Annotated in this window: 16 protein-coding genes and 1 pseudogene; 14 read left to right on the top strand and 3 right to left on the bottom strand. The window is 62.4% G+C overall.

All coding sequences use genetic code 11. The features are described from left to right. Nucleotides 1-381 (top strand): DUF427 domain-containing protein, encoded by a 381-nt coding sequence (locus tag FA04_RS27155; RefSeq protein WP_034801745.1) that lies wholly within the window; start codon nucleotides 1-3, stop codon nucleotides 379-381. Between the two features lie 65 nt (nucleotides 382-446). Here FA04_RS27155 and FA04_RS27150 read toward each other — a convergent pair whose 3' ends face one another. Next, nucleotides 447-1,358 carry a LysR family transcriptional regulator gene (locus FA04_RS27150; RefSeq protein ID WP_034801743.1) on the bottom strand — a complete coding sequence of 304 codons (912 nt, stop codon included), beginning with the start codon at nucleotides 1,356-1,358 and terminating at the stop codon, nucleotides 447-449. Between the two features lie 91 nt (nucleotides 1,359-1,449). Between FA04_RS27150 and FA04_RS27145 the strand changes: the two genes are divergently transcribed. Together FA04_RS27145 and FA04_RS27140 are read left to right on the top strand one after the other, a co-directional pair. After that, complete coding sequence (locus FA04_RS27145; RefSeq protein WP_034801741.1) at nucleotides 1,450-2,409, top strand: MBL fold metallo-hydrolase; 960 nt, start codon at nucleotides 1,450-1,452, stop codon at nucleotides 2,407-2,409. 108 nt (nucleotides 2,410-2,517) lie between these two features. After that, nucleotides 2,518-2,802 (top strand): annotated as a pseudogene (locus tag FA04_RS27140) (aminotransferase); the annotation flags it as partial. An 18-nt stretch (nucleotides 2,803-2,820) separates the two neighbouring features. Here FA04_RS27140 and FA04_RS27135 read toward each other — a convergent pair. After that, nucleotides 2,821-3,546 carry a glutathione S-transferase gene (locus tag FA04_RS27135; protein ID WP_034801737.1) on the bottom strand — a complete coding sequence of 242 codons (726 nt, stop codon included), beginning with the start codon at nucleotides 3,544-3,546 and terminating at the stop codon, nucleotides 2,821-2,823. A gap of 146 nt (nucleotides 3,547-3,692) precedes the next feature. On the opposite strand from FA04_RS27135, the gene FA04_RS27130 reads away from it, so the two are divergent. From FA04_RS27130 to FA04_RS27105, 6 genes are all read left to right on the top strand, one after another. Next, a complete protein-coding gene (locus FA04_RS27130) occupies nucleotides 3,693-4,694 on the top strand; it encodes a LacI family DNA-binding transcriptional regulator (protein ID WP_034801735.1) in 1,002 nt (333 codons plus the stop codon). Between the two features lie 146 nt (nucleotides 4,695-4,840). After that, nucleotides 4,841-5,875, top strand: a complete 1,035-nt coding sequence (locus tag FA04_RS27125) for a sterol desaturase family protein (protein WP_034801733.1) — start codon at nucleotides 4,841-4,843, stop codon at nucleotides 5,873-5,875. 8 nt (nucleotides 5,876-5,883) lie between these two features. Next, complete coding sequence (locus FA04_RS27120) at nucleotides 5,884-6,195, top strand: MocE family 2Fe-2S type ferredoxin (RefSeq protein WP_034801776.1); 312 nt, start codon at nucleotides 5,884-5,886, stop codon at nucleotides 6,193-6,195. Between the two features lie 79 nt (nucleotides 6,196-6,274). Continuing rightward, nucleotides 6,275-7,219: a substrate-binding domain-containing protein gene (locus tag FA04_RS27115; protein ID WP_034801731.1), complete on the top strand. Its 945-nt coding sequence runs from the start codon at nucleotides 6,275-6,277 to the stop codon at nucleotides 7,217-7,219. 222 nt (nucleotides 7,220-7,441) lie between these two features. Continuing rightward, nucleotides 7,442-8,647 carry an NAD(P)/FAD-dependent oxidoreductase gene (locus FA04_RS27110; RefSeq protein WP_034801729.1) on the top strand — a complete coding sequence of 402 codons (1,206 nt, stop codon included), beginning with the start codon at nucleotides 7,442-7,444 and terminating at the stop codon, nucleotides 8,645-8,647. Further along, nucleotides 8,647-9,528, top strand: a complete 882-nt coding sequence (locus tag FA04_RS27105) for a xylose isomerase (protein WP_089042900.1) — start codon at nucleotides 8,647-8,649, stop codon at nucleotides 9,526-9,528. Before FA04_RS27110 ends, FA04_RS27105 begins: the two co-directional genes overlap by 1 nt. Here the strand turns inward: FA04_RS27105 and FA04_RS27100 are convergent. Then, the gene (locus tag FA04_RS27100; protein WP_034801727.1) at nucleotides 9,521-10,462 is read right to left on the bottom strand and encodes a LysR family transcriptional regulator; all 942 of its coding nucleotides are present in this window, start codon (nucleotides 10,460-10,462) and stop codon (nucleotides 9,521-9,523) included. The genes FA04_RS27105 and FA04_RS27100 overlap by 8 nt on opposite strands. A 152-nt stretch (nucleotides 10,463-10,614) precedes the next feature. Between FA04_RS27100 and FA04_RS27095 the strand changes: the two genes are divergently transcribed. The 5 genes from FA04_RS27095 to benB all read left to right on the top strand — a co-directional run bounded on the left by FA04_RS27095 (nucleotide 10,615) and on the right by benB (nucleotide 15,055). Next, the gene (locus FA04_RS27095) at nucleotides 10,615-11,796 is read left to right on the top strand and encodes a muconate/chloromuconate family cycloisomerase (RefSeq protein ID WP_051659590.1); all 1,182 of its coding nucleotides are present in this window, start codon (nucleotides 10,615-10,617) and stop codon (nucleotides 11,794-11,796) included. 10 nt (nucleotides 11,797-11,806) lie between these two features. Further along, a complete protein-coding gene (catC, locus tag FA04_RS27090) occupies nucleotides 11,807-12,097 on the top strand; it encodes a muconolactone Delta-isomerase (RefSeq protein ID WP_034801725.1) in 291 nt (96 codons plus the stop codon). Nucleotides 12,098-12,172: 75 nt separating this feature from the next. Next, nucleotides 12,173-13,111, top strand: coding sequence for a catechol 1,2-dioxygenase (gene catA, locus FA04_RS27085; protein WP_034801723.1), 939 nt, complete (start codon nucleotides 12,173-12,175; stop codon nucleotides 13,109-13,111). 100 nt (nucleotides 13,112-13,211) lie between these two features. Continuing rightward, on the top strand, nucleotides 13,212-14,570 hold the full coding sequence (locus FA04_RS27080; RefSeq protein ID WP_034801722.1) for a Rieske 2Fe-2S domain-containing protein: 1,359 nt from the start codon (nucleotides 13,212-13,214) through the stop codon (nucleotides 14,568-14,570). Further along, complete coding sequence (gene benB / locus FA04_RS27075) at nucleotides 14,567-15,055, top strand: benzoate 1,2-dioxygenase small subunit (protein ID WP_034801721.1); 489 nt, start codon at nucleotides 14,567-14,569, stop codon at nucleotides 15,053-15,055. The genes FA04_RS27080 and benB overlap by 4 nt, the downstream gene beginning before the upstream one ends. Nucleotides 15,056-15,084 lie beyond the last annotated feature (29 nt).

Here is a 15,084-nt window from a genome sequence, read left to right as displayed (position 1 = left end):
ATGTCAGACAAACCGATCAAGATTCCCGGCCCCGATCATCCGATCACCATCGAGCAAAACCCGGCGCGGGTCGTCGTCACGCTTGGCGGGCGCGTCGTTGCCGACACCCGCAATGCGCTCGCCTTGCGCGAGGCGTCCTATCCGCCGGTGCAGTACATCCCGCGTGAGGATGTCGACATGTCTTTGCTTGAGCGCACGGATCACGCGTCCCACTGCCCCTATAAGGGGGATGCGTCCTACTACAGCATCCCATCCGGCGGCGAGCGATCGCGAAACGCAGTCTGGAGCTATGAGAACCCGCATGAGGCGGTCGCCGACATCCGGGATCGGTTGGCATTCTATCCGGACCGGGTGGATTCGATCGAAGAGCTTCGGCCCTAGGCGCGAAAGCCCGGCCGTCCGCGCGTCGCCGCATGACGGTTGCTGGAAGCGGCGGCGGTGCGACGTTACTTGCTCCGAACCTGAAACGTCTCGCGCACCGCTTTCAGGAACTCCGCCACTTTCGGCAGGTCGCCCAGTTGCTGGTGGTAGAGGTAGTAGACGTGCGTAGGCGGCCCGAACCATTCGGGAAGAACCGGCACAAGTCTTCCTGCTGCGACGCCGTCAGCGGCGAGCGCGTCGCTGAGCATGCCGATGCCGAGACCTTCGGAGATCAGGCGCTCACCGATCGCCGGATCGTCGACGACGATCGATGGCGGGCGCTCGAGCGTAAAGTGCCTGTTGCCGTCTGACAGCACCCAATGGGCAAGCTCCCGTCGCATGCGTGTCCGGTGTGCCACCAGGGCGACGTGCATGAGGTCCTCGGGCGAAGACAGCGCCAATCCTGCGCAATAGGCGGGCGCGGCATAGAGGCGCTGCTCGATCGTTCCGATCTTGCGGTAGATCATCTCGCTGTCGACGGGTTCGCCCATCCTTAAGGCCACGTCGACGCCTTCGCCGATCAGATCGACATTTTGGTGGGTGGTCTGCACGTCGACCTGGACTTCTGGGCAGAGTTCCGCATAGCGCTTCAGGATCGGTGGCAGGAAGGTACGGGCAAAGGCGACTGACGTCGCGACCCTTAGGCGCCCGCGCGCCGTACCGTCGGCCGGTTGGAAGCCGGCGATGCCGCGGTCGATGAGCTCGACGGCGCCCCCGACCGATTCCAGCAGATGCTTTCCGGCCTCGGTCAAGGAGACCCGGCGGGTGGAGCGCAGCAGCAGGGCGACGCCAAGCGCTGCCTCAAGCTCGCCCAGGCGCCGGCTGACCGTGCTCGGTGGCAGGTGCAGGCGAAGCGCAGCTGAGGAAAAGCTCTCGGAGCGGGCGACCTCGAGGAAAATCCTGAGGCTGTTGAGATCGGCAGATTGGGGGGATTTCATGCGTTTCCGGAACAATTACTTCCACGATCGCAGGATAATCGTCCGACGGTTGAATTGATAGCGTCTCGGCTTCCAATCGAAGGAGCCGATCATGACCACCCGCAGACAAGCTTTGGGCCTTCTTGCCGCCACGGCCCTGTTGCCGCTCGCGCCGCGGTTCGCCTTTTCCGCCGCCCCGTTCTCGACCGTCGCCAATGCCGGTTACTACCGCTTCCGCTTCGGAAAGTTCGAAGTCACCGCCTTGTCGGACGGCACCTTGGCGTTGCCGATGACGAAGATCTATCAGAACGAACCGGAAGGCGAGCTGCAGCGCAGGCTGGACGAAAACTTCCTAGGCAAGGAGCCGCATCTGTCGATCAACGCCTATCTCGTCAACGACGGCGAACGGCTGGTGCTGATCGATGCCGGGTCGGGGAGACTGCTCGGCACTGCCGCCGGCAAGCTCTTGAGGCATCTCACGGCCTCCGGCTATCGCGCCGACCAGGTCGACGCCGTGGTCCTGACGCATGTGCACGCGGACCACTCCGGCGGCCTCACCGTCGACGGCAAAGTACAATTTCCGAATGCCGAGATCCATCTCGCCGAGCGCGAATACCGCTACTGGATCGAGCGGGAGGGCGTGACGGCGCTGACCGAGGCGCAGAAGACCGACTTTCAGCGAGCGCACGATGCCCTGGCCCCCTATATCGCCGCCGGAAAAGTGAATCGTTTCGCCGACGACGCGGACGTCTTGCCGAACCTCGGATCGACCTTGCGCGCCGGGCACACGCCCGGGCATTCCGCGATCGTGCTGAAAGCGGATGACGGCCAGCGTCTCGTCTTCTGGGGCGACGTCATTCACGGGGATTACATCCAGTTCGATACGCCTGACGTCTTCGTCAGCTTCGACGTCGACGGCACCGCGGCGGCAGCGACGCGTACCGTTGCATTGGCGGATGCGGCGGATGGGCGATACCTCATCGCCGGTGCGCATCTGCCATTCCCCGGTGTTGGCCATGTGGCGCGCGACGAGACGCTCTATCGCTTCGTCCCCTGGAACTACGTCGAGTAGCGGGTGGCAGCTTAGGCCTTGTCTACGAGATGACGTTGCGGACGAAGGTCACGACGCCGTCGCCGTCATTGATGTAGGCATAGGCCTGCGCCGAGCTGTGGACGGTGCACCAACCTCGCCATTCTCTCGGACTGGGTAGATGCTGAGCCGTTGATCGCCTGGATCAAGCCGCAGTCGGGCACGACGGTGCTTTTGAAATACGACCTGCCGATGACTTCAGAGGCATTCTGCCTGCAACTGCTACAACGAACCGGCGTGATGTTCACGCCGGGCAGCGCCATGGACATGGGAGGCTATCTCAGGATCGGCTACGCCAACAACGAAGGCATTCTACGCGAAGGCTTGAGGCGCGTCTCCGCGTTTCTGCGGGAGCAAAGGGTCGCCGCTGCGTAACGTTGGCGGCGCATCTCCTCAGGGCGCGATGTCCAGTTCCGGATAGCGACGGAAGATGCCGTCCTCATTGAAGGCCAGGCGTCGCGGTGAAGCGAGATAGGCGGCAAGGTTAGGCCGGGCTTTCACCGAAACATGCAGCTTTATCAGGTTGGGATACAGCCCCTCGTAGTGCCGCATCGCCTTCGGGAAGGCATAACGCAGCCCTTCGATCACCTGGAACAGCGACAGGTCGACATAGGTGACGCCGCCACCCACCGCATGGCTGCCGCCATCGGGGTTTTGCGTAAGCACCCGCTCGAAGTAACCGAGAAACTTCGGGATGCGGTTGGTAACGAATTCGGTTGCGCGGCCTTTGGCCTCTCGCTTCTGGTCTTCGTAATATTTCGAGGTCGCGATCGGATGGTGCGTGTCGTGCACCTCGGCGACGAAATCGGTGATCGTCAGCTGCAGGCCGTTGGCAAACCAGCGCAGTGCCTCGTCCTTAGGTGCAAGGCCGAGCTTGGGGCCGAGGTAGAAGAGGATGTTGGCCACATGCGAGATGATCTGGTTGCCATCTTTCAGAAAGGGCGGCGCAAATGGCACGTGCGCCTCGGTGGCGCTCTCCATCAGCTTCATCATTTCACCGGTGCCGCGGCCCGGTTCACGGGTGACATCGATGTAATCGGCGCCGGCATCTTCGAGCGCCAGCCGCACGAACTCGCCGCGGCCCTGAATGCCGTCCCAATAATACAATTCATAAGTCATGGAAGCCTCGATCCGGTTCGATGTCCCGATGCATATAGGTGACGTTGCGACCTTGGCGAGCCCAACTTGAGCCGATGCTCTGTCGAGCGAGCGCTCTCTCGTGCTAAAGCGCTTTGAATATGTGTCGATGCCGAGGATAGGTCTCCGTGAGCAAGCCGAACTACCGAGACATCGCTAAGCTCGCAGGCGTCGGTACCGCGACGGTCGAGCGGGTCTTGAACGGCCGCGGTGGTGTTCGCCCGGACCTCGTCGAAAAAGTCGTCGTTGCGGCGCGCGCGCTGAATTATCCGCGAACCCTTCCCGAGACCCATCGCGGGCTTTTGCGCATCGATGTGCTGATGGTGCGGCCGGAGACGACCTTCTATCGCCGCCTGTCGCAGGCCTTTCAGCGGATCGCCGAGACGCTGGATCCGCTCGTCGTCGTGCATCGCAGCTTTACCGAGGAAATGAAGCCGGAGGAGATCGCCAGGCGCATCCTTTCAGCCGAGGTTAGCCGCGCCGGATTGATCCTGGCCGTGCCCAATCATCCGCTGATCAGCGCCGCTGTCGAAGCCGTGATCGTGCGCGGCGTGCCGGTGGTCCATGTCGTGACAAGGGCCTCGCACGACTTGGGCGAATTCGTCGGCATCGACAATCACGCGGCCGGACGAACGGCGGCACTCTTCATCGCGCGCATGGCGCGCAAGGCGGGGCCCGTCGTCGCGCTCTGCCACCCGATCTATCAGGTCCATCGCGACCGCCTCAGTGGCTTCTCGGACTATTTTGAGGGGCATCCGGGCGACCGCCGGTTCGAGTGGCTGGGTTTTACCCGCGACGAGGAGCACTATGGCGCCGAAGCGTTGCGATGGGCGCTCGACATGTATCCGGATATGGCCGGGCTCTATAATGCCGGCGGCGCGAATGCGGCCCTGATCGACGTGCTTCGCCGACATAAGCGTGGCACCGAAATCTTCTTCGTCGGCCATGAGCTGACCGACTACACCCGCAAGGCGCTTAGCGACGGCATCATGGACGTCGTGCTCGACCAGGCGCCGGAGGCACAGGCCCGTCGCTCGCTTGACCTGATGCTGCGGCGGATCGGGCTTTCCGAGATGGAGCCGGACACCGCCCCCATTCGCTTCATTACCATCACAGCCGAAAGCCTTTGATCTGATTTGATCAAACAAGCTTTCGCCGTTCCGACCGCCTCCTGCTAGATTTTTATCAAGAAGGAGGCGCTCCGACAGACCCGGAAAGCAACCTCCTTCGAAGGATTTAGGGCGGAGCGCATGCGGTCCGCCGGGAGGAGAGCGCCATGGACGATCTGAAATATGGAACCCGCAACAAGCGTGGCGACTGGGCGCCGAACGAGCCGATCGAAACGGCGCCGCTGTTTGCCTTCCCGCCAAAACTGCTGGCGCTCGTCAAGTGGCTGCCGCATTACTTCTTTCCTTGGAATGCGATCTTCGCGGCGTCGGCCGTCGTCTATTGGGCCTGGGTGATCCCGCCGGTCGAGGCGATGCAGAGCTTGAGCGTCGGCTGGATCGCCTGGCTCTATGCGGTCAACGCGGTTTGCGTCTTCTTCTTCTACGGCGCTTTCGAGCTGCATCTCTATGTGCTGAAACGGCAGGAAAACCGGTTCAAGTACAACGGCAAGTTTCCGGCCGAGCAGAAGAGCAAAGCCTTCTGGTTCGAAAGCCAGAATCTCGACAACATCCTGCGCACGTTCCTCTCAGGCGTGACGATCTGGACCGCCGTCGAAGTCGCCATGCTCTGGGCCTACGCCAATGGCTATGCGCCGTGGCTGAGCTTCGCGGACAATCCCTGGACGCTCGCGCTCGTCGCATTGGTGGTGCCTGTTATCCACGAGTTCCATTTCTTCTGCATGCACCGGCTCATCCACACGCCGCTGCTCTACAAGTGGGTGCATTCGGTCCACCACAATTCGGTGAACCCGTCGCCCTGGTCGTCGCTGTCGATGCATCCGGTCGAGCACCTGCTCTACTTCGCCACCGCCTTCTATCACCTGATCCTGCCGTCCAACCCGATCCTGATGCTTTACCAGCTGCACTACGCGGGCTTCGGTGCCATTCCCGGCCATGTCGGCTTCGACAAGGTCGAGGTCGGTGAAGAGACGCTCGTCGATAGCCACGCCTATGCGCATTACCTGCACCACAAGTATTTCGAGGTGAATTACGGCGACGCCCTGATCCCGCTCGATCGCTGGTTCGGCACCTGGCACGACGGCTCCAAGGAGGGCGAGGCGCGGATGCAGGAGCGCTACCGCAAACGCAAGGAAAAACTCGCAGCCCGCAAGGCACGCAACACCATCGGGGAGGCAGCAGAATGAGCAACGTGATCACCTGGGTACCAGCCTGCAAGCTGGACGATATCGAACAGGAAGGGGCGATCCGCTTCGACCATGGCGGCCGAACCTACGCCGTCTACCGCGGTCCCGACGATAGCGTCTATTGCACCGCCGGGCTCTGCACCCACGAGGCCGTTCACCTCGCTGATGGCCTCGTCATGGACTACGAGGTGGAATGTCCCAAGCATTCCGGCGCCTTCGATTATCGCACCGGTGAAGCCATCAGGCTTCCGGCCTGCGAGAATCTCAAGACCTATCCCGCCGAAATCGTCGACGGCGAGGTTCGTGTGGCGCTCGGCTAAGGCCACCACGCAAGCATTGATCAGGCCCATCGGGCCTCCGGAATGCGATCGGGTGATCCGGCACCCTCGGGAGGAAATCATGAAATCCATGTACCTGGCGGCTGCGCTTGCCGCCTTGATGGGAAGTGCTGCCTCGGCGGAGACGATCGGCGTCTCGATGCAGAGCTTTGACAACAACTTCCAGACGCTGCTGCGTGAGGGCATCAATGCCCGCGCTGCCGAAGTCAACGGCGCCACCGTTCAGATCGAAGACGCACAGACCGACATCTCCAAGCAGCTCAACCAGGTGAACAATTTCATCGCGGGCGGCGTCGACGCGATCATCATGACGCTGACGGATACCTCGGCCGCCCCCGGCATCAGCGAAGCCGCTGAGAAGGCCGGTATTCCGCTCGTCTATCTCAATCTAGAGCCGGATTACCTCGGCAAGCTGCCGGAAAAGCAGGCCTATGTCGGCTCGAAAGAAACGGACTCCGGCAGATTGGGTGCGGAAGCTGCCTGTTCGCTGCTGAAGGAAAAGGGCAAGGCCAGTGATGCGCAGGTCTATATCCTGATGGGAGACCTTGCTCACCAGGCCTCGCGCGACCGCACCTCGGCGTTCAAGGAAACGCTCGCTGCCGGCGACTGCAAGGGTGCGACGATTGCCGACGAGCAGTCGGCCGCCTGGACGCGCACCAATGCGATGGATCTCACCACCAACTGGATCACCGCCGGACAGCCGATCGACGTGGTCTTTGCCAACAATGACGAAATGGCGATCGGCGCCATCCAGGCGCTGAAGGCCGCCGGTGTATCGATGGACGACGTGATCGTCGTTGGCATCGACGCGACCCAGGACGGGCTTGCCGCCATGGCCGCCGGCGACCTCGACGCAACCGTATTCCAGAACGCCAAGGGGCAATCGGCTAGCGCCGTCGACACGGCCGTCTCGCTGGTGCGCGGTGAAAGCGTCAAAAAGAACGTCTGGGTTCCCTTCGAGCTCGTTACGCCGAAAAACATGGCCGATTACGCGGCGCGCAACTGATCCTCCTCCTGCATGTTTCCTTAATCGTCGCCGATTGAAGCACAGAAACATGCAGGAATTCAGAGTTTTACAGCGACCTTTGCGCGTCTGAACGGATGCGCGGCGCTGTGGGCCGGCGCACTTCTCCTGCCTGCGCCGGCCACCTTTTTGAACGGGCTGACAAATCTTGCGTGCGGTTTTGCGACCGCCCCGCACGTCAACGCATGATCTACGGAGCAAGCCATGGATCGCATCGTCATAATCGGCGCCGGGGAATCCGGCACGCGCGCGGCCTTTGCCCTGCGTGAAACTGGCTTTGCCGGCAGCGTCACGCTCATCGGCACGGAACCGCATCTGCCCTATGAGCGGCCACCGTTGTCGAAGCCGCTCAATGGCGCCGTACAGATGAAGCCGATCTGCGGCGCTGAGGCGCTGGAGGCCGCCGGTATCGACTACCGGCAAGGTGTTTCTGCATCCCGACTGGATGCCGGTGACCGCTCCGTCACCTTGAGCGATGGCCGGACGCTCACCTATGACAAGCTGTTGCTCGCCACCGGCGCCCGTCCGAGGCGCCTCGCTTGCATAGGGGCCGAGCGCGCACTGGATTTCCGCACCTACGCCAATGCGGCGGCGATCTTCGCCCGTGCCGAAGCCGGCAGACACGTTGCGATCATCGGCGGTGGACTGATCGGCATGGAGCTTGCGGCGGTGCTGCGCGGCAAGGGCATCATGGTTAGCGTTATCGAAATGGCGCCGAAGCCGCTCGGTCGCGCGGTGCCGCCGCGTTTTGCCGCGAAGCTTCATGCCCGGCATCAGGATGAGGGCGTCACCTTCCATCTGGGGCAGGGGATCGCCGAAATCACCGGTGATGCGGTTGTTCTTTCCGACGGCACTCCGGTGCCGGCCGATATCGCCGTCGCCGCCATCGGCGTCCAGCCGGATACAGCACTCGCGGAGGCGGCGGGGCTTGCCGTCGGCAACGGTATCCTGACGGATGGCTATCTGCGCACCAGCGATCCGAACATCTATGCATCAGGCGATTGCGCCGCCGTGGCCCAGCCGGGTGGCGGGTATGTGCGCTTCGAAAGCTGGCGCAATGCACGCACCCAGGCCGAGGTCGCGGCCCTCAACATGGCCGGCGGCAAGGAGGCTTTTTCTGCCATCCCCTGGTTCTGGACCGATCAATACGATCTCGGCCTGCAGGTGGCGGGCCTGCCCCATCCGGACCATCAAAGCGTGACACGCCAGCTCGATGGTGGCGAACTCGAATTCTACCTCGATGGCGGGCGTCTCGTCGCCGCCGCTGGCCTCGGTTTCGGCAATGGTCTCGCCAAGGATATCAAGCTCTCGGAAATGCTGATTGCTGCCGGCGTCAGTCCCGATCCGGGAGCGCTCGCCGACGCCAGCGTGAACCTCAAGGCGCTGCTCAAAAGTGCCAGGGCCGCCTGATGCAGAAGCTGCTTGTCTTTCAATCGCTCTGGGCGATGGAGCGCCGGCATGCGGACGGCTTTGAGCGCAGTCTCGAAGAGAACATCGCAATGATCGTCGAGGCCGGGTTCGACGGCATCAGCGCGCATTATACCAATCGGCGCGATGTCGAGCACCTCAATGCCGTGATCCGCGGAACGGGCTTGAAGATCGAGGGCGTCTGTTTTCCTCGAAGCGTCGAGGATTTGCGCCTGACGCTGGAACTGGCCTCGGAGTTTCCGGTGAGCCACATCGATCTGCAGGCCGATGTTCGCCCGCGCCGGGTCGAGGATTGCCTGCCGCTGCTTGACGGCTGGGCCAGGCTTGCTGAGGAAATGGATGTTCCCGTCTATATCGAAACCCACCGTCACCGGATCACCAACGACCTCCTCTTCACGCTCGACCTGCTCGACCGGCGGCCCGATCTGCCGCTCTTGGCCGACCTCTCGCACTATCTCGTTGGCCGGGAATTCGCCTTTCCGGTGGAAGACGAAAGCCACGCCCAGATCCAACGCATTCTGCGCAACGCCGGCGCCTTCCACGGCCGTATCGGCTCCTGCCAGCAGATCCAGATCGAGCTTTCCTTTCCCCACCATCTGCCCTGGGTCGCTCTCTTCCGCGAGTGGTGGGACTACGGCTTCCGGCACTGGCGCTCCCACGCTGCCAACGATGCCGAGCTGGTCATGACGTGCGAACTCGGCCCAAGGCCCTATGCCATCACCGACAGGGACGGTAACGATACGACTGATCGCTGGGCCGAGGCGCTTTTGCTTCGCGAGATGGCCTGCGAGATCTGGGCGGAAAGTGCCAATTCCCCGACGGGTGAAGCACGGGATCTGAGGACGCCTGAACTCGTCATTTAACGAAGGACGGCCGGAACGGCAGATTGTGCTCGAGGCCGAGCCAGGGCGGGTTTTCCGCATACATTTCCACGATCAGCGCCTTGATCAGCTCGATGTAACGGGAATTGTCGCCGACCCGATGGTTGAGGATGACGGGTGAGGTCGCCCGCTCGCCCTCGATCATGCGATAGTGCAGATCGGAGCGGACCTGACGCGCAGAGGACGGGACGATACAAAGTCCGGCATCCGAGGCGACGAGGCCAAGCGCACTCTGGATCTCACGCACCTCATGCACCTCGGCCGGGCGCACATCCTGCGCGTGGAGCAGGCTCAACACGTGATCGGCATAGCTCGGGCGCGGTTCCTTCGGGTAGACGATCAGTTTTTGCCCGGCAACCGCACTCAACGGAAGCGGAGATGTGTCATCGGCAAACGGCGTGCCCTGCGGTATCGCCAAGGCGAGGCGCTCTTCCCGCATGAGGATGCCGGCGACATTGGGATCGTTGTGATGCAGCCGCCCGAAGCCGACATCGATCCGGCCTTCCTTCAGCGCCGCGATCTGCTGCACCGACACCATCTCCAACAGCCGGATATCGAGTTCCGGCGCGTTCTGCCTGAGCTTGCGCACCAGCGTCGGCAGCCCGCCATAGAGCGTGGACGCGACGAAGCCGATCGACAGCACGCGGTTCTGGTTGAGACCGACGCGGCGGGTCGCCTCTACCATCTGTTCCACCCGGCCGAGCACTTGCAGCGATTGTTCGTAAAACAATCGCCCCGCTTCCGTCAGCCGCACCGGCCGGCTCTTGCGGATGATCAGCGGCACGCCCAGTTCTTCCTCAAGAAGCTGGATCTGCCGGCTCAAGGGCGGCTGGGCGATGTGCAGCTGCTCGGCAGCGCGGGTGAAGTTGCGCTCGCGGGCGACGGCGACGAAGTAGCGAAGCTGGCGCAGATCCAATGTTACAGCCCCCATTTTCCTACCGTTGCGGTATGTTGCAGTGCGGCAAGCGCATGAATGCGCGTAATCTTTGCCATACTATACCGTCAAGGTATCATAGGTAACCTATTTGGTGTTGGACGTCACCCGCTGCGTGGGCGCACATTCAGGTCATGAACACGACCCTTGCACCCATCGCCCCGACAGCAGCCCTCTTCCCCGTGATCGAACGGGTCGAGACCATGCTGGTCGACCTGCCGACCATCCGGCCGCACAAGCTGTCGGTCGCGACCATGACCGGCCAGACGCTGATGCTGGTGAAGGTCCATTGCAGCGACGGAACGGTCGGCATTGGCGAGGGTACGACGATCGGCGGGCTTGCCTATGGCGGCGAGAGCCCGGAAAGCATGAAGCTTGCGATCGATACCTATTTTGCGCCTGTCATGGTCGGTGAGGACGCGACCCACGTGAAGGCGCTGATGGCGCGCATCGGCAAGGCGATCAAGGAAAACCGTTTCGCCAAGAGCGCGGTGGAAACGGCGCTGCTCGACGCCCATGGAAAGCGCCTGGGTCTGCCGATCAGCGAACTGCTCGGCGGGGCACTGCGCAAGCGCCTGGCGGTCGCCTGGACGCTGGCGTCGGGTGACACGGCCAAGGATATCGCCGAGGCCGAGAAGATGCTCGAGCTACGCCGTCATCGGATCTTCAAGCTGAAGATCGGTGCCAGGCCGCTGAAGGACGATATCGCCCATGTGGCGGCGATCAAGAAGGCGCTCGGCGAGCGCGGCGCGGTGCGCGTCGACGTCAACATGGCCTGGAGCGAATTTGAGGCCGCCTACGGCATGGCAGCGCTCGCCGATGCCGGATGTGAGCTGGTCGAGCAGCCGGTGGCTTCGACCGCAGCGCTCGGTCACCTCGTCCGCCGTTTCCCGCTGGCGCTGATGGCCGACGAGTCCCTCACCGGACCCGAGAGCGCCTTCGAGATCGCCAAGACCAAGGGGGCCGACGTCTTCGCGGTCAAGATCGAACAGAGCGGAGGTCTGTTCAATGCGCAGCGCGTGGCGGTCATCGCCGATGCCGCGGGCATTGAACTCTATGGCGGCACGATGCTGGAAGGTGGTGTCGGCACAGTGGCGTCAGCCCACGTGTTTTCCACCTTCGCCAAGCTGCAATGGGGCACGGAGCTCTTCGGTCCGCTGCTTTTGACCGAGGAAATTCTGGCGACGCCGCTCGACTACAGCGACTTCGAGCTGACGGTGCCGGATGCTCCAGGGCTCGGGATCGAACTCGATGAAGATCGGCTGAAATTCTTCGCGCGCGACGGGCTGCGCAAGACGATCAGCGTTGCGAAGTAAGGACTGAGCCATGCTGTTTCACGTCAGAATGGATGTTCGCATTCCCCACGATCTGCCTGCCGAGCAGGCGGCGGAGATCCTCGCCCGGGAAAAGGCCTATTCGCAACAGCTGCAGCAGAGCGGCAAGTGGCGGCATATCTGGCGGATCGCCGGGCAGTACGCGAACTACAGCGTCTTCGACGTGAAGGACAATGCCGAGCTGCACGAGATCCTCTCGGGGCTGCCGCTGTTCAAGTTCATGCAGATCGAGGTCACGCCGCTGCTTCGGCACCCATCCTCGATCCGCGAGGACGATAGCTGAGAATTTGTGCGTGCCGCGGCCGGGAGGTTTGGCAAGCGGCTTGAGCTTCAAGACAATCCAAGTGGAGGAATTGATATGAACGTGAAGATTTTCGACAAGCCGGAGACTCAAGCTTTCCTGAAGGTTCTGAGCGGCCTCGACAAGGACGGCGGCAACCCGCGTGTCAAAGAGATCGTGCACCGGCTGATGTCTGACCTGTTCAAGGCGATCGACGATCTCGACATCACCCCGGACGAATACTGGACCGGTATTGCCTGGCTGAACGAGATCGGCGCTGCCGGCCAGGCCGGCCTGATCTCGCCCGGCCTCGGCCTCGATCACTTCCTCGATGAACGTCTCGACGCGATCGACGAAGCGCTCGGCATCGAGAATCAGACGCCGCGCACCATCGAAGGTCCGCTCTATGTCGCCGGCGCACCGGCCTCGGAAGGCTTCGCCCGTCTCGACGATGGCCGCGACACCAATGGCCAGACGCTGATCATGCACGGCACCGTCTATGATGCCGACGGCCAGCCGCTGAAGGGCGCGACGGTCGAAGTCTGGCACTGTGACACCCGCGGTTTCTATTCGCACTTCGACCCGACCGGCCTGCAGGCGCCGTTCAACATGCGCCGCACGATCGTCACCGACGCCAAAGGCTGTTACAAGTTTCAAAGCATCGTGCCGCACGGCTACGGCGTGCCTCCGGGAAGCCCGACAGAGCAGCTGCTTTCCGCCCTTGGCCGTCACGGCCAGCGCCCGGCCCACATCCATTTCTTCATCAGCGCCGATGGGCACCGCAAGCTGACGACCCAGATCAACATCGCCGGCGACCCGCTGGTCAACGACGACTTCGCCTATGCGACGAGGGATGGCTTGGTGCCTGACGTCACCGAGCGGACCGACGAGGCGAGCATCAAGGCGAACAACCTCTCCGGCCCCTTCGCCGAGATCGAATTCGACATCCATCTCACCTCACTGGTGAACGGCGTCGACAACCAGATCAACGAGCAGCGTAAGCGCGCCGCCGCCTGATCACCTCTGCGGCGGCCGACTGAGCCGCCGCCCCCTGACATCAGACATTGTTGCAATCGCTAGAGCCGAGCACGGATCAGCCGTTTGCGGGAGAAGAACCATGTCCGCCGTTATCGACAAAGCCCAAGCCCTCGACGACCTGCTCGCCACCGCGGTCGAGGACGATCATGAGGCCGGCACGTTCCGCTGCCGCCGCGACATCTTCACCAACGAAGACCTCTTCGAGCTGGAGATGAAGCACATCTTCGAGAGCAACTGGGTCTATCTCGCCCACGAGAGCCAGATCCCCGAGAACAACGACTATTACACCACCTATATCGGCCGGCAGCCGGTTGTCGTCACCCGTGACAAGACGGGCGAACTGCACGCCGTCATCAATGCCTGTGCCCATCGCGGCGCCATGCTCTGCCGGCGCAAGCACGGCAACAAGGGCAGCTTCACCTGTTCCTTCCACGGCTGGACCTTCTCCAACACCGGCAAGCTCCTGAAGGTGAAGGACGAGAAGACGACGCAGTATCCGCCGCAGTTTGCCAAAGACGGTTCGCACGACCTGAAGCGCGTTGCCCGTTTCGAGAGCTATCGCGGCTTCCTGTTCGGCAGCCTCAATCCTGATGTCACCTCGCTCGAGGACTATCTCGGCGAAACGAAAGTCATCATCGACCAGATCGTCGACCAGGCGCCTGACGGTCTCGAGGTACTGCGCGGCAATTCCTCCTATATCTACGACGGAAACTGGAAGCTGCAGATGGAGAACGGCTGCGACGGCTATCACGTCAGCTCCGTTCACTGGAACTATGCCGCCACTATGGGCCGGCGCAACGAGGAGGGCACAAAGGCGGTCGATGCCTCGAGCTGGAGCCGCTCGATAGCCGGCGTCTACGGTTTCGACAACGGCCACATCCTGCTCTGGACCAACACCATGAACCCGGAGGTCCGGCCGATCTACAGCCACCGCGAGGAGATCAAGGCGCGCGTCGGCGAGGTGCAGGCGGATTTCATCGTCAACCAGACCCGCAATCTCTGCCTCTATCCGAACGTCTTCCTGATGGACCAGTTCAGCACGCAGATCCGCGTCACCCGTCCGATCAGCGTCGACAAGACCGAGATCAGCATCTTCTGCTTCGCGCCGAAGGGTGAAAATGCGGCCGATCGCACGCTGCGCATCCGCCAATACGAAGATTTCTTCAATGTCTCCGGCATGGGCACGGCCGACGATCTCGAGGAGTTCCGCGCCTGCCAGCAGGGTTACGCCGGCATCACCGCGCTCTGGAACGATCTCTCTCGCGGTGCGCCGCTCTGGATCGACGGTCCGGATGAGAACGCCAGGCGCATGGGCATCGCACCGCTGCTCTCGGGCGAGCGCAGCGAAGACGAAGGCCTCTTTGTCCGCCAGCACGAATATTGGGCGAAGGTGATGCGCACAGCACTTGCCTCCGAAAAGCAGGGAGCGGTCGCATGACGATCTCCTATGACACCGCCTGCGCCTTCCTCTATCGCGAAGCGCGCCTGCTCGACGACCGGCAATGGGACGAATGGCTGACCTGCTATGCGCCGGACGTCAGCTACTGGATGCCGGCCTGGGACGACGACGATCAGTTGACCGAAGATCCGCAGTCGCAGATCTCGCTGATCTATTACCCGAGCCGCGATGGCCTGGAAGATCGCGTCTTTCGCATCAAGACCGAACGCTCTGGAGCGTCCACGCCGGAGCCGCGCACAAGCCACAACGTCACCAATGTCGAGCTTGTGGCCGATCGCGGCGAGGAGGCGGACTTCCGCTACAACTTCCACACGCTCAACCACCGCTACAAGGTCACCGACCACTTCTTCGGGACCATGTTCGTCACGCTCCGCAAGAGCGGCAGTGAACTGCTGATCTCACGGAAGAAGATCGTGTTGAAGAACGACTACATCCGCCAGGTCATCGACGTCTACCACATCTGACGGCCGTCGCCTGACAGGAATGGGAGGAA

This window comes from Ensifer adhaerens (assembly GCF_000697965.2).
Classification (GTDB): domain Bacteria; phylum Pseudomonadota; class Alphaproteobacteria; order Rhizobiales; family Rhizobiaceae; genus Ensifer; species Ensifer adhaerens.
The sequence above is the reverse complement of the archived record's forward strand: the minus strand, read 5'-3'. Positions and strand labels throughout refer to the sequence as shown.